Source organism: Clostridium sp. TF06-15AC (assembly GCF_003481165.1).
Classification (GTDB): Bacteria; Bacillota; Clostridia; order Lachnospirales; family Lachnospiraceae; genus Otoolea; species Otoolea fessa.
The window spans coordinates 22222-42040 of sequence record NZ_QUKS01000006.1 but is presented as its reverse complement, the minus strand read 5'-3'; the positions used below and the strand labels follow the sequence as shown (position 1 = coordinate 42040).

The following is a 19819-nucleotide window of genomic DNA, read 5'->3' as shown; positions in this document are numbered from 1 at the left end:
TCATCAGGCTATATAAGTATTAATTATAGTACATGGATATGGGAAAGTAAAGGGAGGATAACAGCTCTCGCCAGCTATTATAACTTTTTAAAAATGTTGTAAAAACAACGGACTTTTCTGTGCCGGACGATTATACTTATCATGTACTTAAGAAAACAAAAAAATCAAAATAGATATTCTGACATATCTCATCCTTTCATGTATGAAGATCGGTCAGATGCACATGAATAAGAAAGACGAGGAATTTATATGGTACGAAGAATTGTAGAAATTGATCAGAAAAAATGCAACGGCTGCGGTCTCTGCGCTTCCGCTTGTCATGAGGGCGCGATCGGCATGGTGGACGGAAAAGCAACCCTTTTAAAAGATGATTACTGTGACGGCCTGGGCGACTGTCTGCCAGCCTGTCCGACTGGCGCGATCTCCTTTGTCGAGCGCGAGGCGGCGGCTTACGATGAGGCGGCAGTCCAGGTCCACATGGCAGCACGCAAAGCAAAGCAGGTATTAGAGGCAAACGCAGCGGCAAACACATCCGCACGTTCCGAAGCAAAACCGGCGACACCGGCATTTGGCGGATGTCCTGGATCCATGAGCCGTTTCCTGAAACGTCCTGACACAGCTGCTTCCCATGCATCCTCAGCAGCCACATCCACAGGCGGTCCTGGCAGTGCTGCTTCCGCTATCACACATGAGAATTTTTCTGAATCCGCTGCTTGTGACCATTCAGAAAACACCCCAATAAGCGCTCTGTCCAACTGGCCAGTTCAGATCAAATTAGCCCCGATCCGCGCCCCGTATTTCGACGGTGCCAAACTTTTGGTCGCTGCCGACTGTACCGCTTACGCATACAGCCGCTTCCATCAGGACTTTATCCATGGTAAAATAACTTTGATCGGATGTCCAAAGCTTGACAGCATCGACTACTCCGAAAAGCTGACCGAAATCATCCGCAGCAACGACATCAAGAGCGTGACCGTTGTCCGCATGGAGGTTCCGTGCTGCGGCGGTATCGAGCACGCCGTGAAAAAAGCCCTGCAGGCAAGCGGAAAATTCATTCCGTGGCAGGTGACGACGATTTCGATTGATGGAAGGATCTTAGATTAACCCTTTTTCTGAGAATCTGCACATTATAAACAACTATAAATCTTTTATTATGGAGGAGGAACACCATGGAATACCCATATATCAAAAACATCACCCATGAAAAAGTTCAGACTTTAACCAGTCTGGTAAATGCCGAGGACGGTCAGATCGTCAGCAAGACACTGGCGCAGAATGAGGCGGTCAGCGTTACCCTGTTCGCATTCGCAAAGGGTGAGGAGATCTCCACCCACGATTCCACCGGCGATGCGATGGTAACAGTTCTGGAAGGCACCGGACGTTTTACCGTTGACGGCGTTGAGCATCTCGTTCATGCCGGTGAAGTGCTCGTCATGCCGGCGAAAAAGCCGCACGCGGTGTTTGCGCCAGAGGCGTTTAAGTGGATGCTGACGGTTATTTTCCCATTTAACTAAAAATCTTATCATCCATCCAAAAACAGGCATACCACAAGATTCTTGAATCACTTCAAACAAAGACTCTGCGATATGCCCGTTTTTATTTTTACTAATTATCTTAAAACCAATTACTTACTCCACGTACTCATGCGTCTCCACCCACTGCAGCAGCTTTTCAATCGCCGGATTCGGGTTGCTCTGACGCCATGCGATCTCAAAATCAAGCTCTTCCGGGCTGCCGTCCGCGCGGAGAAGCGGAACCACTACCAGATTCCGCGCATTCCGATAATGGCGGACGGCATATTCCGGGAGAATCGCCACGCCAAATCCCGCTGACACCTCCAGAAGCACCGTCTGTACCTCCCGTTCACGCGCCACGATATTCGGTATAAAACCGCCCTTATTGTAACAAATCAATACTTCTTCCGCCTCATCGTTGGAACGCCCCTGCGGCTGCATGATGATAAAGTCTTCCCGCGCCAGATCACGGTACATCAGATGGCTCTCTCCCGCCAGCGTATGCCCCGGATAAAGAACCGCCATCATCGGAAACCGTTTGAGGTACCGATGCTTTAAATCCTCGTAATTCTGCGTGTACAGAGACAGATTAAACGCCAGATCGCAGGTTCCATTATCTAACAGCTCATAGAGCGCACTCATATTTTCCCGCAGCAGATGAATCGAAATATTCGGGTACGCCTCATGAAAACTTCTGAGCGTCTCCGAAAAACGGCTCTGCTCATATCCCCGGATAAATCCGATCGTCAGCTCCCCAGCTACGCCTTCCGCTGCCGTCCGCGCGAGCTTCGCCGCCTCCTCGGCGCGGACCAGAATCGCCCGCGCCTCGTTCAGATATACCTTTCCCGCCGCCGTCAGCTCGACATGGTGCTTGTCCCGCACAAAAAGCGGCACCCCGATCTTCTCCTCCAACGACTGAATCTGCAGCGTCATCGCTGTCTGCGAAATAAAACATTTTTTCGCCGCCCGCGTAAAATTCAGCTGCTCCGCCGCCGCCACAAAATATTCCATTTGTTTTAAATTCATCTCATTTCCCCATTTCTATATCCTATATGTAATCGCGTCTTTTTGATCGAGCAAAAAAATGAATCATGCCGCCCAATTTACGGGCTTTCGATCTGGCTTTTCCTGTTTCGTTATAAGTTTCCCTTATTATAATATCTGTTCTTTCTATTGGCAAGTTTTTCATTCATCCTTTATAATTTTTAATAGTCAACAAAAGAAAGTGAGTGAAAGGTATGAAACAATTCAAAAATTTCTACGAAGGCACATACGCCAAGTACATTCTGCCGGGCGTCCTGCTGCAATCGGTTCTGATTGGCGGCGGCTATGCAACCGGACGTGAGATTTATTCTTACGGTGCGAAATTCGGAGCGATGGGCTGGATCTCCGGACTGACGATCGGCATCGGTTTTGCCCTGTTTGCCTTCCTGACCTTTGAGATCTGCCGGATCTACAAGGTTTACGATTATAAAAACTATATCAAGCAGGTCATTGGACCGCTCTGGCCGATGATGGATATTTTAACTGTCCTCATCGCGATTCTGCTGATTGCCGTTATGGCAGCCGCAACTGGAAGTATTTTCGAGCAGGTCGGACTTCCGAATATTCTCGGCTCCGTTGTGATCGTTCTGATTTGCGGACTCTTGAACTTTAAGGGTTCCAAGATGATCGAGAAATTTGAATCGATCGGTACTATTTTACTGTACGGCGGCTATATTCTGTTTACAATTCTGGTACTCGTCAACAAGGGCGGCAACATTTCCCATGTATTCAGCACGATGGACACCAGCACCTACGACGGCTCTGTCACTGTTCCGCTGTGCATTTACACCGGTATCCTGTATGTTGCCTACAACATCAATTCCATCCCGATGGGCATGTTCTCCCTGACACGCCAGACCAAACGGAAAGAAACCTTTATTTCCGGTCTGATCGCCGGTCTTCTGATGGTTATTCCGTGGTTTTTGTCTTACTTTGCGATGATGTGCTTCTACGGTGACACCTCCATCGTCGGCGCGGATGTCACAACCCCGTGGATGGAAATGATCAAGGCAGTCAACGGCGGACCGGCACTGATGGCACTGTTCAGTCTCGTTATGGGCTGGACGCTGGTTGAGACGGCAACTGGCTGCATCCACATGATCATCGACCGTTTCGACGTTGCCATGGAGGAAAAGGGCGCTGCCAAGCTGTCCGATACAAACCGCGGTCTGATTACGGTCATCACGCTGATCGCTGCACTTGTATTATCCCGCGTCGGCGTTGTCACCTTGATCGAGCAGGGCTATTCGTACCTGTCTTACGGATTTATCCTCTTCTACCTCCTGCCGACGCTGCTGGTAGGCGGATATAAGATTATTAAACATAAAGACAAATAAATCTGTAATGATAAGAACACATCCGCCTGTGGGAGATTTCATCTTATAGGCGGATGTGGTATAATGTAAACACTTGACGAGGTATTTTCGAATCAACATAGAAAGGAAGTATATGCAATGAAATATGTCGGATATTACAATGGAGAAATCGGCCCCCTCGAGGAAATGAAAATCCCGATGTTGGACCGCGCCGTTTATTTTGGAGATGGCTGCTACGATGCCACTACCTTTGCAAACAACAACATTTTTGCCGCAGACGACCACCTCGACCGTTTCTACAACAGCTGCAAGCTGCTGGAAATCCCGTTTGAAATGTCGCGTGAAGAACTGCGTGCCGAGCTGCAGAAATGCATCGATGCCAATGAGATTGACCACGGTATGCTGTACTGGCAGTGTTCCCGCGGAACTACCTATCGTGGACATCAGTTTCCACCTGCTTCCGTAAAACCAAATCTGATGATTTTTACTGTTCCGTGCGACCTGATTCCATTTGATAAGACTTTCCACCTGATCTCGATGGAGGACACCCGTTTCCTGCACTGCAACATCAAGACGCTGAACCTGATTCCAAGTGTCATCGCTTACCAGCGCTGCATCGAACAGGGCTGCCAGGAAACGGTCTTCCACCGCGGCGAACGCGTCACCGAATGCGCCCACAGCAATATCTTAATCATCAAGGACGGCGTTCTCTGCACCCCACCGAGAGATAATCTGATTCTTCCGGGCATCACGTTAAAACATCTGCTGATGTTAGCTGAGAAAAACGGCATCCCGACCAGCGAGGCACCATTTACCATGCAGGAACTGGCAGACGCCGACGAAATCATCGTCAGCAGCTCCGGCGGGCTCTGCATCCAGGCCGTTGAACTCGATGGAAAACCAATCGGAGGAAAAGATCCGAAGACGCTGAAGACTTTGCAGGATGCTTATGCGGAGTTTTATGCGGAAGATACGAAGGTACGGTAAAAATCCATAAATTTGCCAAGGGCTGTCACTCAAAACGTGGCAGCTCTTTTTCGCTTGCGACATGTTTCTGCTTCGCGCAAGTGCGCATCTTCGCGGAGCATTTTTTGTTTCACAGGACGCAATTTCCTATGAAATAAAATAAGGGATCCCTGTATTTACAAGGATCCCCATGACGCGGAGACGGAGGGATTCGAACCCTCGTGCCGGGATGAACCGACAAACGCATTTCGAGTGCGCCGCGTTACGGCCGCTTCGCTACGTCTCCAGATATTAGGTGTTTCTCTTCGAAACACCTATACTATTATACATGATATTTTGACTTTTGTCATCTGTTTTTTTCACTATTTACTGATAATACGCATCAATTCCGTTCGCAATTCCCCCGGCAATCAATTCCTGATAATCATCCCGTGCCATCTTCTGATCTTCTTCCGGGTTGCTCATAAAGCCCATCTCGACAATGGAAACCGGTATCTTACACCAGTTGATGCCGCTCATGCTGTCTGTCTCCTGCACACCGCGGTTCTTGAAGCCGGTTGCCGCGCAGACAGAGTCCGTGATCTTCTTGGAAAGAGAATAGCTTGCCGCGTGAAGCCCGCCGTTGTACGGGTTGGACGCCGTCTGGCACATGGAGAGTGTTCCGTTGACCGTCGTGTTGTCCAGCGAATTGCCGTGAATCCGGACGAAAATGGAGGCGCCGCTCTTGTTGGCGATCTCCGCTCTCTCCGCATTGCTTAAGTTGACATCGTTGGACTCGCGGATCATGACGACCTGATAGCCTCTCTCTTCCAAAATCCGTTTTAACTTCTTCGAAACTGATAAAGTCAGCTCATATTCCGGCAGCTTCGTCGATATGCCCTCGGTGCCGGAAGCCACCTTCGCCTTCATGGTTGAGGAGCCCGGTCCGACTGGTTCTTTGTCCGGATTGCCCTTTGCCTGATGTCCCGCGTCGATCGCTACGATACATCCGTTGGACACCGGTGCACCCTGTGCATCCGCTTCTGCCCCCTGCGCTGTGACCGTCGCTTCCTCACTGCCCGGCTCGGTCGTCGTCAGGTATTCGGAACGGATAAAACAGCTCTTGTCCTTATAAAGCACCTCGCTCCAGCCGTCTCCGATACCGACGCGCTGCACGCTGTCGCCCTGATTCAGCTGTGTCACAATCTCATACTCCGTTCCACAGCCCGAACGCACGTTGAGCAGGTTCTCAGTCGCATACACTGTCTCGTCGACACTCCGGAAGCCGCTCGCCGTCGTTTTGTCACTCTCCAGCTCGCTCTGATCCGCAACCGCCGCTGCATCCGCCTCCTGAATGCCCTGTGCATCTTCCAGCTCCAGACTTTGCTTTGCCGCATTCGGCACCTGTTTCTTCGCTGTCTGTTCCGCCGGTTCTGTCTCAGCAGCCGCCATCTGCACCTGCTTCTGTGCCTGATTCGGAAGGGTAAATCCCGCATGGCTTACGCCAATGGAACCCGCCGCGACCACAATCGCGGTCACCGCCGCCCAGAAACGTTTCCGGTAATCCGGTGTGCCTGGCTTTCTTTTTCTGCTTTCTCCTCTTGCCATTTATAAAAAACTCCAATCTTACAGAAGATTCTAACCTCTCCATGATCCGCGCATTCACTGTTTCCAATCAATCGCATCGCAGCACAACTTTGATGCCGACAGAGATTTCTGCCCAATTAAAATCTTCTTTCATTTCTAAATTATTCGATCGTACCGCCGCCTACGACATATTCGCCGTCATAAAAAACGACTGCCTGTCCCGGCGTCGCCGCTCTCTGCGGCTCATCAAATACGCATTCCACCCGATCTTCGCCAATCTTGCGGATCGTACAGGATGCCCCTTTGTGGCTGTAACGAATCTTCGCACTGACGCGCATCTCCTGATCGCCCAGATCCTCAATCGCCATCCAGTTGAGGTTCCGGCAGGTCAGGCGGTTAGAAAAGACGTCCTCATTTTCCCCGATCACAACCTCGTTCGTCTCCGGACGGATCTCCGTCACGAACACCGGATGACCAAGTGCCAGATTTAAGCCCTTTCTCTGTCCCACTGTATAATGGGTAATTCCTTTATGATGACCTAAAATATTGCCGTACTTATCTACAAAATTGCCTTCGTCAATCCGGCAATCACTATTTTCCTCGATAAATTTTGCATAATCGTTGTCCGGCACGAAACAGATCTCCTGACTGTCCGGCTTGTGTGCCACCGGAAGTCCAATCTCCTCCGCCATCTCTCGAATCTTGTCTTTCGTATATTCGCCGACCGGCATCAAAGTGTGTGCAAGCTGATGCTGGGTCAGGTTATAAAGCGCGTAGGTCTGATCCTTCGCCGCCGTCGCAGACTTGCAGATCGCATAGCGGTCATTCGGCAGCTTCCTCACGCGCGCATAATGTCCCGTTGCAATATAATCAGCCCCAATTTCCAGACTTCTCTGCAAAAGGGACTCCCATTTTACATATCGGTTACAGGCAATACATGGATTTGGTGTGTGTCCGTCCAGATATTCCTGTACAAAGTAATCCATGACATTTTCTTTGAACTCTTTTTTGAAGTTCATCACGTAATACGGGATCTCAAGCCGTTCCGCAACCCGTCTGGCATCATCGACAGCGCTCAGACCACAGCAGCCGCCGTGCTCTTCCTGCTCTACATTCGTCTCATCCTGCCAGATCTGCATTGTGACGCCGATCACATCGTATCCTTGCTCTTTTAAAAGCCAGGCAGCCACGGAGGAGTCAACTCCTCCTGACATGCCGACTACTACTTTTTTCTTTTTCATCAATACTCTTCTTCGACGTCTTCCTCGCCGATATCCGTCTTCGGTTTTACGAGTCCTTTGATCTCAATGCCATTCTTCTGAGCATAATCCCAGAGAGCAGCGTGAATTGCCTCCTCTGCGAGCAGAGAACAGTGTACCTTAACTGGCGGAAGTCCGTCCAGTGCCTCCATAACGGCTTTGTTGGTAACTTCCATCGCTTCCTGAATAGTTTTTCCTTTTACCATCTCGGTCGCCATGCTGCTGGTCGCAACGGCTGCACCGCAGCCAAATGTTTTAAATTTTACATCCTGGATGATCTGGTTGTCATCGATATCCAGGTAAATACGCATAATATCACCGCATTTTGCGTTGCCGACGGTACCCATACCGCTGGCATTTTCAATCTCGCCTACATTTCTCGGATGCTGGAAATGATCCATTACTTTCTCTGAATACATCGGGTGTTTCCTCTCTATATCTTCATTCACTGTGGATGTTCATTTTGCTTAAAATGTCTAAATCTTACTGCTGCGGATGTTTCTTAATGTAATCCTCATACAGCGGAGACATAGAACGAAGACGTTCTACAATCTTCTTTAAGCAGTCTACCGTGAAATCAATCTGCTCCATGGTTGTCTCGGCTGACAGGGTCAGACGCAGGGAACCGTGTGCAATCTCATGCGGCAGTCCGATCGCCAGAAGTACATGGGACGGATCCAGGGATCCGGAGGTACATGCAGAACCGCTGGAACCACAGATGCCTTCCATGTCAAGCATGATCAGCATGGATTCACCCTCGATGAACTGGAATGCAAAGTTTGCATTGTTGGAAAGTCTCTGGGACGGATGTCCGTTGAGGCGTGCAAATGGAATTTCTTTTAATACACGCTCGATCAGGTGGTCACGCATCGCTTTTTCTTTTGCTGTGCGCTCTTCCATCGTCGCCATCGCAATCTCAACTGCCTTGCCGAATCCTACGATACCAGCCGTATTCTCGGTACCGCCGCGGCGTTTACGCTCCTGTGCGCCGCCGTGGATGAAGGAACGTGTCTTTAATCCGGTACGGATATAAAGGAAGCCGGTTCCCTTCGGTCCATTTAACTTGTGGGCGCTGGAACTGAGCATATCGATATGGCACTCATCTACATTGATCGGAACATGACAAAATGCCTGTACCGCATCGGTGTGGAATAAAATGCCGTGTTTCTTCGCAATCTCACCAATTTCCTTGATCGGCTCAATCGTACCGATCTCATTGTTTGCAAACATAACAGAGATGAGGATGGTGTCCGGACGGATCGCCTTCTCCAGCTCGTCTAATTTAACAACACCGAACTCATCTACATCCAGATAAGTAACCTCAAAGCCTCTCTGCTCCAGGTACTCACAGGTGTGCAGAATCGCATGGTGCTCAATCTTGGTCGTGATAATGTGCTTGCCCTTTGCCTGATATGCCTCTGCTGTGGAAATCAGCGCCCAGTTATCAGACTCCGTGCCGCCGTAGGTAAAGTAAATCTCGTTGGACTTTGCGCCCAGCGCTTTCGCGATCGTCTCGCGGGCCTGTGCAATCGCTCTCTTCGGCTCTGCCGAAAATTCATAAACGGAAGACGGGTTGCCGTAATACTCCGTAAAATACGGGAGCATTGCCTCCACTACTTCCGGACGCGTTTTGGTTGTCGCCGCATTGTCCAGATAAATCAACTGTTTCATAACTAATAAATCCGCCTTTCTTCTTAGTGTATGCACGCCTGCCTTTATTGTGATTGTATCACACGGAATCTCACGGCAGGAACTCCCCGCCTGTAAACATTTGCTGCGTACATAGTTTGTAGCAATAAAGGTAAAAGCTTCATCTACGTTCTTTATTATTATATAGGAAAATTGAAAAAATACAAGCAAGAATGAGCGGGTTTTTGAAAAAACCTAGTTGAAAATGGGGTATATAATGTGCTCAAGCTATTCCACCCTACTTATCCAGACAATAAAAAACCGTCCAGCTAGGAGGGGTCAACTCCTGACTAAACGGTTTTTTATTAAATCTTTACTCCACTTCTGCCTTGAAATCCGTTACCCAATCGGCAGCAATTCCGTGGAAACGCATGTTATCCTCCAAGAGGGAATCTTCGGATAACTGCTGTAGTGCTGTCATTGGCTTCTGACCGCACATGGAGGGTTGATGCAATAGGGTTTACATAAATAAAAAGAAATAAACTGGTAACGGATACCTGTCAATACTTATACATAAAAGGGATTGGTATAGAATCAGGTCGGTTCTTCACTTGACATATCGCTATTGTAATATTATTATATATTATTAGGATACTTCTAAGTGAAAACTCTTGTTTTTTCCTGATGGTTATAATATAACACGCATCAACTTGAAATGCCATCCCCGGAACGAGAATATAAATATTGTTTTTTTACAATAATATAAGCATTTAAAAATAGTCCTATAAAGCAAAGGCTAATTAAGCCAAATGGAGGCAGAAAAATGTATATTAAAAACCCGGAGTATTTTATTACCACCGTCCGTGAGGGAAGCATTTCCAAGGCGGCTGAAAAATTATATCTGTCACAGCCATATTTAAGCCAGTGTATCGCACGAACCGAAAAGGAATTAGGCGTCAAGCTCTTCGATCGCAGCCATATGCCGCTCAAACTAACTGAGGCAGGAAAAATCTATATGCGTTATCTGGAAAGTGTCGGAGTCCTGACCGGGCAGTTTGAGGAACAGCTCGGCGAGCTGAAAACGGGACGCAGCCGTACTCTGAATGTCGGCATGACGCTGTGGCGCGGATCCGTCCTGCTGCCGGATATCCTGCCAAGCTACTCTGAAAGCCACCCGGATGTCCGCATCACCTTACGTGAACACCACACTGCCCAGCTTTCCAAGCTGTTACAGGAGGATCAGATCGATTTCGCCCTGATGAATATGCCGCTCAATCTGGATGATTTCGTCTATGACACCGTCTTCAATGAGCGCCTCCTTCTTGTAGCCAGCAAGGACCATCCGGCTATCCGCGGTCTGGAAGCAGGCACTCCGGATCATCCGCTTCCAATCGATATGAAAAAGCTGCGCCGGGAACGCTTCATCCTGCTGCAGGAGGATCAGGTCATGGGACACGCCATGAAAAACCTCTTTGCCAAGATGAATATGGAGCCAAAGGATGCCCTATACACCACCAGCAGTACGACTTCGGTCAACCTGGCGGCAAGAGGGTTCGGCATCACCTTCCTCCCGGAAGGCGGAATCCGCCACACTGCCCACGTGGAGCAGCTTGCATTCTTCACCGTAGACAATCCACCGTTCAGCGTGCCGCTGCTGCTTTTATATAAGAAGAACAGCATTATTTCACCACACGCGAAGGATTTTATCGATATGGTGAAGGAGTATTACCGGAATCTGGAAGCAAACAAAATAAAAGAATAAAGCCATAGGCTCTATTAAGCACAAAAAGCACATGAAAGTCTTCTATTGTTCCCAAATGTCTTTCATGTGCTTTTCGCATTTGCTTCTTCTGCTTAAACTTCCTCTTGATCCAGCTCCAGTCCTTTGACCATATTTTCGAATTCATATAGTAGGTCAATATACTCTTTTGCCATGTTCCAAACAGGCTGCCACATCTCCCTCAATGTGGCAGCCTGCTCATCACTTTTTCATCAATCCTGCACTGCTCTTCCATGCCATCATCATAATATCCACTGAATCATCATATAGGTTGGCATTAGAAATAGATATGGGTTTACTACAAAGCTTTTTCATCTTTTCCTCACTTTCTATTTCGGTATGATTAAAAAGTTTCCTATCATCCAAAATATGCGCAGCAGTTACAGAACCGCTGCGCCAAATCCAAACAACTATTTTTAATTACCGCTGAATCGTGTTGGAATTCTGATTGTATGCTTTCGCTACGCACTTCCATTCACCATTCATCTTTAACAGAAGCAATACATCTGTGAAATCAATCCGATTGCCCCAGCCTTCTTCCAGAACACGTACAACCGCAAGTGATTCCTCTACCAGAAGTACATCAACGCGGGCTTTAAAATTGTCTCCACCAGGAACGGTATCTACATTATGATAAAACTGCTCAATCGAACCATGCTCCAGTTTTCCATCCAGATAGCCAAACAGAACCGCTTCATCGGTAAACAGCTCTTTCGCATATTTACTGTTTCCCTCTGCGACACTCTTAACAAATTTCATTGCTGCTTCTTCTACCGCCTGGTACTCTTTTAATTCTGCTCTCATAATCGTTTCCTCCTTAATGAATACATTTTAATTTTATGTAAAGCAATTTGCCTTATATGTTTATTTTCTTTCGCGGTGTCCAAGCTGTTCATGTAAGAGGACATCCATCCGCACATTCTTTTCGGTTCAAATTGACTTTACTTAATAACTATATTATAATTATATCAATAATAATCAAAAGAACAAGTACACACATAAAAGTGCAATACTAACCAAAAGGAGAGTGTAAAATGGGGGCCCGCTGCATATCAAAAGAACAATTGGAAACCACTGGATTTAGCTACACACTGTCATTAATCAACGGAAAATACAAAATGACCATCCTCTATACCCTGATGGAATTTGGTGTCGTCCGTTTCAATGAAATGAAAAAGTATATCGGTGGAATTTCTTACAAAACACTTAGTTCTACCCTAAAAGAACTTGAAATGGATCAATTAATTCATCGCGAAGAATACCCACAAATTCCTCCAAAAGTAGAATACAGCTTAACCGAGCGCGGAAAGTCCCTGATTCCCATTTTAGACGGAATGTGTGACTGGGGTGACAAGCATCGGCTATAATTTCATACCCACAAACGCCATCCTGGCTTTTCTTCTAAAAAGTGATGGCCGGCGTTTGTGCTCTTCACTCCGCTCTTCCATTCAAATATGCCTTTGAACCGTTTATTTTCCGAAAATGGGCAGCAATAGACATAAATTAAATGCTTTTTCCTAATTCATATGCCTGTTCCACTTCTTTTTTCCCGTCAACGTCTCCCGGCATCATATTGCCGCCCGCCAGGACATGGCCCAGATTTTTCCATCTTAAATGTTCCATCAGGTGATCGTAATATACCACCGCATCCTCAAACCCATTTCCTTCCGCTGCCATCAGAAGTGCAGATGACTTATTGCCGCGAAGGTAATTTTTATTTCCTTCTTCAAGTGCAAACAAACGATCCACTGCCGTCCGGAGCTGCCCACTCATATTCCAATAATATAGCGGTGATGCCATAACAACGACATCTGCCTCTTTCACCGGCTGATAAATCTGCTGCATATCATCTTTTTGGACGCAGGGATATTCTTCCTCATTTTTTCCTCCAAAACATCCTTTACAGCCATGGATCTCCATCTTTCCAAGCCGGAAAATCCGGACGGTATTTCCGGCCTCCTCGGCGCCTTTTGAAAATGCATTTACTAATGCAGCTGTATTTCCCTTTTCCCTCGGGCTTCCATTTAAAATTACAATTTTCTTATTCACAAACTCTTCCTCCATGCTTGAATATATATCAATACTCTGCCCCCTATTTCCGGAGCAGCCAAAAGACATTTAGGTAATTCTATCCTAAATGTCCTTCAGCTTTACCATTTACCGGCCTTTATTTTTCATAGACATCTGATACTTCTGCTTCTACATATTTTTTATAAAGCTCATTCCACTCATTCTGAACCAGTTCAGAGCTGCAATGCGCTTTAAAATCAGCCTCCTTTTCCCAGGCATCGGATACTACCATTTTATCAGAGTCCGTGATCGATTCACCAATCTGATAATAAATATTACCCTTTTGCTTGCGGAAGTTTTCAATCAGCTGCAAGCGTCTGAGTTCCGCTGCGTATTCACTTCTTTTCCCACTTTTAATCGTCAGTACTGCAACAAAGTTTGTCATCTTTCCATCTACCATTTATTTAATACTAATACTTTCAAGTTTACACGTTTTTGTATTTCAATAGTGCCGATTCCACTGCAACCATCCACAAAATCATCCTCTTACGCCTCTACTTCCCCATTTTTCAGACGTTTAAAGTAATCAAGTGTCAGTTCCCGCATTTTCGGAACCCAGAACATAATGCCAATGACATGAACTAAAATTATAATCATATTTCCGACATCTACCCACGGCAGAGCTGCATCTACACCAACCGTTCCGCCTAAGAAGCAAAATACAACTACCAGCACCTGCATTATTTTTCTGGCTGCTTTACCGAGCAGGTTCTCTGCCAGAATTCCGGAAGAAGTTGACATGGATAACGCCGAGGATGCTGCAAACAAAATCAAGCTGATGGAAGCTACCAGTCTTCCGATTAAGCCAATCGTGCCAAATGCATTGATTGCAAGGACAGAACCCGGAGCACCTGTTGTCCATGTTCCAGTTACCAAAATAACCATCGCACTGAATGTACAGATAACCATCGTACACATAAATACTTCAAAAATACCGAACATTCCCTGTTTTACCGGTTCATTGGTATTCGCCTGGGCATGAAGGATACTTGCACTTCCGTTTCCGCCATCATTCGAATAAACACCTCTTGCGCATCCATTTTTAATCGTAGCTGAGAGCGCCGCTCCTGCAAATCCGCCGGTTGCTGCCGTTCCGGTAAATGCGTTCGTAAAGATAGATACAAATGCTGGAACAAAATTTTGAATATTTAAAATAATCAGGATTGCTCCCGCTGCCATGTAAATAAATGCCATCGTCGGGACCAGTTTATCGGTTACCTTTACCAGGGCACCTAATCCGCCCAGGAGAACTGCAATAATAATCACGCAGCAGATAATGGTTGTAATCATTGGTTGGACGCCAAACGTAGCAACGGATGATGTAATGGCTCCTGTATGTACGCCGCAGCCAATTCCCATACCAAAGCAACAGGATACCGCCCAAATCCATCCAAGCGGTTTCCATATCTTCGCCAGATAAATATTGGCTCCGCCACGCCACTGTCCATTTTCATCTTTCTGCCGTGTGTAAACGCCCAGCAGAGCCTCCGCATATTTTAAAGCCATCGCGATAAATCCAATCACCCACATCCAAAAGACAGCTCCCGGTCCACCCAGTGCAATTGCGCTGCCGACACCAATGATGTTTCCTGTTCCGATCGTGTTGGCCAGTGTAGCCACCATAGCCGACCAGCTGGAAATACCTGATTCATCCTTATGATGTGCTGCATCTCCAAAGGTTGTCTTAAGCATATGTCCAAAATGCTTGATCTGTACAAAATCGCAGGCGACCGTGATAACCAGACCTCCGCCAATCAGAACAATCAGCATCGGAAGTGTCCACATCCACCCAGTAAACGCCATAATTGCATTATAGATTGCCATACGTATCTCCCTTCTTAATAAGCTCTGCTTTCTTATTACTCGTACATAGATGCAAAATATACAAACATCCGATCCTGATCCAACGTTCCACTAACCGGATCCGCATGCATCAGTTCCGGATGCCACTGAACCGCGATAATCGGAAGTTCCTTATGGACCATTCCCTCTATAATGCAGCTTCGTTTACACTCCACTTCAACTTTTTCTTCATTTTCAATTTTTCTCATCCATTCTTCTTTTTCTTCTTTTGAAAGGATTCCGGAAAACCATACCTGGCCAATCTTAAATCCCTTTCCCGGCTTCTTAACCGCCTGATGATGTGCAGAGTTTACAATTCCGCTCGCCCCATACATCAGCTCAAACGGTGTTCTCCGGATATTAATCGTATTATGCAGCTTAATTTCACCTGACTCATATGTATGCATATTGCCTTTTTCCAGATCCTGGATAATGGTTCCTCCAAAATATATGTTGACAAGCTGCATTCCTCGGCAAATCGCTAAAATTGGTTTTTTAGCCTTAACGGCCGCGTCCACAACTGCAAGCTGAAGCTCATCCAGTTCCCGGTCCAGATTTTTGCTGCCCTGATTCTCTTCCCCATAGAGAGCCGGGTCCACATCCGGAAGACCGCCTGGAAACAAGATGCCATCGCACTCTTCAACCACCTTTGGATCCAATGAAATAACCAGTTCTGTATCCAGATTTTTCATCGCATCTGAAATGCCATCATACATCCCGTGTTCGTCTCTTTCTCGTTCTACATACATGACTTTTTTCATTTGTTTGTTCCCCTCCTGTTTTGTCATTATAATAATTTTTTTGCAAAGCGATCTTTCTATAAGCTTGCTCCTATACAGCATTTGCAGTTCTCTTCCTCTTAAGAACTGTTCAAGTTGAAGGATCATGTCTCCAGTCATTGACAAACATCTGTAAAGGACAAACTGTAAAGCAAAATAATACTCAGACAGGTTGCCACACCTTCTGGATATGACAACCTGCTCAATTTTTTTATATGTGTATTAGGTTGTATGAAGTCTATTTCTCTATAATTCTAAAATTACTTACGAATCTTCTCCACAAATTCCTTCAGTCTCTTGCATCCCTCAACAACATTCTCATAGCTGTTTGCAAAGGACATACGGATATAGTGGTCGCCTTCGCTTCCGAATACATCGCCCGGTACCATTGCTACCTTGGCATTTTCAAGAAGCAACGGGGCAAATTCCTGTCCACTCATGCCGAGTTTTTCGATGTTGATGAAGATGTAGAACGCACCCTTCGGGCAGCGGCAGCTCAGTCCGTCGATCTCGTTGATTGCTTTAACTGCATAGTCGCGGCGTCTCTGATACTCTTTTACCATGTCTGCTACTTCGTTCTTCTCTTCTTTCAGCGCTACGACGCCGGCTTTCTGTACGAAGGAACTTGCACAGGTAACCACGTGCTGATGCAGCTTATTGACAGTCTTGACAATCTCTTCGCTGCAGGCTGCGTAGCCGAGACGCCAGCCGGTCATGGAGTATGCTTTGGAGAAGCCGTTTAATGTGATGGTTCTCTCCTTCATGCCCGGAAGAGAGGCGATGCTGATGTGTTTTGCATCATCGTATAACAGTCTCTCATATACCTCATCTGATATAATCATGATATCGTTCTTCACAGCAATCTCTGCCAGTTCTTTCAGCACATCCTCTGCCAGCACACCGCCGGTCGGATTGCTCGGAGTGATAAGAACGAGTGCCTTGGTCCGTGGGGTAACCTTTGCACGAATCTCATCGAGATCAATCTGGTAATCATTCTCCTCTTTCAATGTATAGGTAATCGGAACCGCGCCCAGAAGCTTCGGAACATTTAAGTAGTTTAACCAGCCCGGATTCGGAACCAGAACCTCATCGCCCTCGTCGAGAATTGCTGCCATGACATCAAAAACTGCCTCGGAAAGACCTACACTGACGATGATCTCAGTCGGTTTGTACTCTACATTGTTCTGCGTCTTTAATTTCCAGGCAATCGCCTCCCGCAGCTCCATGGTACCAAAGTTGGAAGTATAGAATACATCGCCTTTTTTGATATCCTCGATGCAGGCATTCTTGATGTATTCCGGTGTATCGAAATCCGGACGTCCTAACTCAAAGTGAATGACCGTCTCTCCTGCGCGCTCCATTGCCAGCGCCTTTTCGTTTACTTTACGGATTCCAGACGGAACCAGTTCATCCATTCTTTTTGCGAATAATTTATCCATAATAAAATCTCCTTTTCATTCTGCATATACTCTCAGATTCTCATTGGTCCGCATCTGCTGACACTTTTCCAAGAATATTTTATTTTTCCTGGTAGCCGGCCGGAATTCCGTTTTTCTGTTCTCCAGCCCTTACGCTGCCTTTGTCTCGGTTTCCGCACCAGTTCCCAGCGTATGCATCATGCCCTCGCTACGTGCTACCACCATGGTGGTTACCACATCACCGGTTACGTTAAAGGTTGTATTTGCCATATCAATCAGTCGGAAGATACCGGCAATCAGACCTACAATCTCCAGCGGAAGTCCCATGTTCGTCAGAAGAATCGTGGTCATGATGATCGCGCCTCCCGGAACACCCGGACAGCCCATAGCTACTAATACAGTAGAAATAATAATGTTTACCAATGCGGACGGTGTCAGGTTCATTCCATAAATCTGTGCCGTCATTACGATAGCCGCTGCATAGTAGATACATCCACCATTCATGTTGATGGTTGCGCCAAGCGGCAGGGAGAACGATGATAACTCGGAAGATACGCCAAACTCATCATTCGTAACAGAGGTTGTGATCGGAAGAGAACCGCTGCTGCTGGTGGTGCTGGCCGTTACAACCCATACTTTCCAGATACCCTGCAGCCATTTCTTTACCGGGAACTTTGCCAGAAGCGCTACCATCGGAATATACATCAGTAAAACAAGGATTACATCGGAAGCATAAACCGTGAGAATCAGCTTTCCGAGCGGTCCAAAGATTTTCAGACCATATGCACCAACTGAATCTGCTAACAGTGCACATACACCAATCGGAGAAAACTCCATAACAATGGCTGTGATTTTATACATTGCATTGGCACAGCTCTGTACACCTGCTAAAAGGCGTTCCCCCTCTTTTCCCATCATGATAAGTGCTACGCCTAAGAATACCGAAAATACGATAATCTGCAGCATATTTGTGTTGGTAAAAGAAGTGAAAATGTTGGATGGGAACATATCGATTAACGTATCAATGATACTCGGCATCGCCTGCGCCTCATAATCAGTCGATTGTGATAACGCGGTTAAATCAAATCCTTTTCCTGGATTGATGATGTTTGCCATGATAAGCCCTAATCCTACACAGAGTGCAGATGTCAGCGCATACAGTCCAACCACCTTCACGCCAATGTTCCGAAGCTTTTTCAAGTCTCCTAAGCTCGCGACTCCCGCTGTGATGGAAAAGAATACCATCGGAACGACAATCATTTTAATCATATTTAAAAAGATGGTTCCCAGAGGTTTTACAATGGTTGCTTTTTCTCCAAATACGAGTCCGATGACAATACCAAGGCCAAAACCGATGAACGTCTTTGTCGCCAAGCTCAATTTCTTTTTTTCTTTCATGAATATTCCCCTTCTTATGCAATACCCTCACTTACTGTTCACACATATGTGACCACCATGTTGTTTCACAGCACTTTCTATTTCAAAAGTGCCTGCTTTAAACAACCTCCTCTATGCTATATTCTCTCCCAGATTTCATTTCCCCAAATGTCCTCCGGGAGAGAGGTATCTGCAGTTCCGGGTAAATTTCCCAATTCACCTGCAAAACATGCCTTCCGTGAACTCTTCCGGATGTCCTGCATTCCGGAAATGCATCTTTGCCATGTTTTGCAATTAGTATGCTCTTGTCATCGCACCGTCTAACAGGATGGTCTGACCAGATACGTATGTATTTGCCTCGGAGCACAGCCATGTAGCCAGACGTCCGTATTCATCGATGGTGCCGTAGCGTCCCATCGGGAACTTCTTCAGGTCTTCCTTCTCGTAATCTGCTACGCTGATGCCAGCCTTGTCTGCACGCATCTTGTTCAGATTCTCAATTCTTGCGGTGCCGATACGACCTGGTCCAATGACATTGACTAAGATATTGTCTTTGCCGACCTCACTCGCTAGGGTCTTGCTCATGCCGACAACGCCCATTCTCATGGTATTGGAAAGAATCAGGTTGTCCAGGCAGTCCTTAACGGAAGAAGAAGTTGAGTTTACGATACGGCCGCCGCCGAGACGTTTCATGGACGGGAGTACCGCACGGATGGTTCTTACGTAGGAGAGCAGGCACATCTCAAAAGCGCCCTCCCATGCCGCATCATCAAAGCTTACGAACGATCCCGGCTTCGGACCCGGACACATATTTACGAGTGCGTAGATATCGCCCAGTGTTTCAACGGTGTGTTTTACAAGTGCCTCGATGTCCTCCGCCTTGTTAACATCGCAGAGGAAGGTCTCCGGACGGTTTCCGGTTTCTTTCTCAATCTCAGCCTGTGCTTCCAGAAGCTGATCTTTAAACGGTTCTGCGGTACAAATCATAACCTTTGCACCTTCTCTTGCCATCTCGGTTGCAATTCCCTTGCCAAGTCCGGCTGCTGATGCCATACAGAGAACTACTTTGTCTTTTAATCCTAAATCCATGTTGCTACCTCCTGCTTAAAATGAATATATAAAATAATTTGAATGTTCTTTTTGAATTTTTCGTTTTTTTGAAGTATCTTATTTCCCAAATGTATCTGATATGTGTCAGTTTCTTGGAATTGGGATGGCGCTTTCACGCCATCCCCGGTACATATTACAAGGCGATTCTA

The 19819-nt window shown here is 46.7% G+C and carries 19 protein-coding genes and 1 tRNA gene; 6 read left to right on the top strand and 14 right to left on the bottom strand.

Features of this window, described 5'->3' with window-relative positions:
- Positions 1–249: 249 nt before the first annotated feature.
- Both DXC57_RS11985 and DXC57_RS11980 read left to right on the top strand, forming a co-directional pair.
- Positions 250–1104, top strand: a complete 855-nt coding sequence (locus DXC57_RS11985) for a 4Fe-4S binding protein (protein WP_118652817.1) — start codon at positions 250–252, stop codon at positions 1102–1104.
- A 65-nt stretch (positions 1105–1169) separates the two neighbouring features.
- Positions 1170–1514, top strand: a complete 345-nt coding sequence (locus DXC57_RS11980) for a cupin domain-containing protein (RefSeq protein ID WP_118652815.1) — start codon at positions 1170–1172, stop codon at positions 1512–1514.
- Positions 1515–1628: 114 nt separating this feature from the next.
- On the opposite strand, the gene DXC57_RS11975 is transcribed toward DXC57_RS11980, so the two are convergent.
- Positions 1629–2540, bottom strand: coding sequence for a LysR family transcriptional regulator (locus tag DXC57_RS11975; RefSeq protein WP_118652813.1), 912 nt, complete (start codon positions 2538–2540; stop codon positions 1629–1631).
- Positions 2541–2752: 212 nt separating this feature from the next.
- On the opposite strand from DXC57_RS11975, the gene DXC57_RS11970 reads away from it, so the two are divergent.
- Together DXC57_RS11970 and DXC57_RS11965 are read left to right on the top strand one after the other, a co-directional pair.
- Complete coding sequence (locus DXC57_RS11970) at positions 2753–3895, top strand: hypothetical protein (protein WP_107001263.1); 1143 nt, start codon at positions 2753–2755, stop codon at positions 3893–3895.
- Positions 3896–4012: 117 nt separating this feature from the next.
- Entirely contained in the window at positions 4013–4861 is an 849-nt protein-coding gene (locus tag DXC57_RS11965; RefSeq protein WP_118652811.1) for an aminotransferase class IV, read from the top strand.
- Positions 4862–5036: 175 nt separating this feature from the next.
- Here the strand turns inward: DXC57_RS11965 and DXC57_RS11960 are convergent.
- The 5 genes from DXC57_RS11960 to nifS form a co-directional block, all read right to left on the bottom strand.
- Positions 5037–5126: transfer RNA gene (locus DXC57_RS11960), tRNA-Ser, on the bottom strand.
- Positions 5127–5206: 80 nt separating this feature from the next.
- Positions 5207–6427 (bottom strand): N-acetylmuramoyl-L-alanine amidase, encoded by a 1221-nt coding sequence (locus DXC57_RS11955; RefSeq protein ID WP_118652809.1) that lies wholly within the window; start codon positions 6425–6427, stop codon positions 5207–5209.
- Between the two features lie 140 nt (positions 6428–6567).
- A complete protein-coding gene (gene mnmA, locus DXC57_RS11950) occupies positions 6568–7647 on the bottom strand; it encodes a tRNA 2-thiouridine(34) synthase MnmA (RefSeq protein WP_118652807.1) in 1080 nt (359 codons plus the stop codon).
- Complete coding sequence (gene nifU, locus DXC57_RS11945) at positions 7647–8084, bottom strand: Fe-S cluster assembly scaffold protein NifU (RefSeq protein ID WP_022358753.1); 438 nt, start codon at positions 8082–8084, stop codon at positions 7647–7649. The genes mnmA and nifU overlap by 1 nt, the downstream gene beginning before the upstream one ends.
- Positions 8085–8148: 64 nt before the next feature.
- Positions 8149–9336: a cysteine desulfurase NifS gene (nifS, locus tag DXC57_RS11940; RefSeq protein ID WP_022358754.1), complete on the bottom strand. Its 1188-nt coding sequence runs from the start codon at positions 9334–9336 to the stop codon at positions 8149–8151.
- Between the two features lie 781 nt (positions 9337–10117).
- On the opposite strand from nifS, the gene DXC57_RS11935 reads away from it, so the two are divergent.
- Entirely contained in the window at positions 10118–11056 is a 939-nt protein-coding gene (locus DXC57_RS11935; RefSeq protein ID WP_118471832.1) for a LysR family transcriptional regulator, read from the top strand.
- 438 nt (positions 11057–11494) lie between these two features.
- Here DXC57_RS11935 and DXC57_RS11930 read toward each other — a convergent pair whose 3' ends face one another.
- Positions 11495–11878: a nuclear transport factor 2 family protein gene (locus DXC57_RS11930; RefSeq protein WP_118471828.1), complete on the bottom strand. Its 384-nt coding sequence runs from the start codon at positions 11876–11878 to the stop codon at positions 11495–11497.
- A gap of 230 nt (positions 11879–12108) precedes the next feature.
- Between DXC57_RS11930 and DXC57_RS11925 the strand changes: the two genes are divergently transcribed.
- Positions 12109–12441: a helix-turn-helix domain-containing protein gene (locus DXC57_RS11925; protein ID WP_118471826.1), complete on the top strand. Its 333-nt coding sequence runs from the start codon at positions 12109–12111 to the stop codon at positions 12439–12441.
- A 136-nt stretch (positions 12442–12577) separates the two neighbouring features.
- Here DXC57_RS11925 and DXC57_RS11920 read toward each other — a convergent pair whose 3' ends face one another.
- The 7 genes from DXC57_RS11920 to DXC57_RS11890 all read right to left on the bottom strand — a co-directional run bounded on the left by DXC57_RS11920 (position 12578) and on the right by DXC57_RS11890 (position 19649).
- On the bottom strand, positions 12578–13123 hold the full coding sequence (locus DXC57_RS11920) for an NAD(P)H-dependent oxidoreductase (RefSeq protein ID WP_118652971.1): 546 nt from the start codon (positions 13121–13123) through the stop codon (positions 12578–12580).
- A gap of 118 nt (positions 13124–13241) precedes the next feature.
- On the bottom strand, positions 13242–13544 hold the full coding sequence (locus DXC57_RS11915; RefSeq protein ID WP_118652805.1) for an antibiotic biosynthesis monooxygenase family protein: 303 nt from the start codon (positions 13542–13544) through the stop codon (positions 13242–13244).
- An 86-nt stretch (positions 13545–13630) separates the two neighbouring features.
- Entirely contained in the window at positions 13631–14968 is a 1338-nt protein-coding gene (locus DXC57_RS11910) for an amino acid carrier protein (RefSeq protein ID WP_118471822.1), read from the bottom strand.
- A 35-nt stretch (positions 14969–15003) separates the two neighbouring features.
- The gene (locus tag DXC57_RS11905; RefSeq protein ID WP_182427972.1) at positions 15004–15747 is read right to left on the bottom strand and encodes a gamma-glutamyl-gamma-aminobutyrate hydrolase family protein; all 744 of its coding nucleotides are present in this window, start codon (positions 15745–15747) and stop codon (positions 15004–15006) included.
- A 278-nt stretch (positions 15748–16025) separates the two neighbouring features.
- The gene (locus DXC57_RS11900) at positions 16026–17204 is read right to left on the bottom strand and encodes a pyridoxal phosphate-dependent aminotransferase (protein ID WP_107001267.1); all 1179 of its coding nucleotides are present in this window, start codon (positions 17202–17204) and stop codon (positions 16026–16028) included.
- Between the two features lie 129 nt (positions 17205–17333).
- Complete coding sequence (locus DXC57_RS11895) at positions 17334–18581, bottom strand: dicarboxylate/amino acid:cation symporter (protein WP_107001268.1); 1248 nt, start codon at positions 18579–18581, stop codon at positions 17334–17336.
- A gap of 273 nt (positions 18582–18854) precedes the next feature.
- Positions 18855–19649, bottom strand: a complete 795-nt coding sequence (locus DXC57_RS11890) for an SDR family oxidoreductase (RefSeq protein WP_118652801.1) — start codon at positions 19647–19649, stop codon at positions 18855–18857.
- Between the last annotated feature and the right edge of the window lie 170 nt (positions 19650–19819).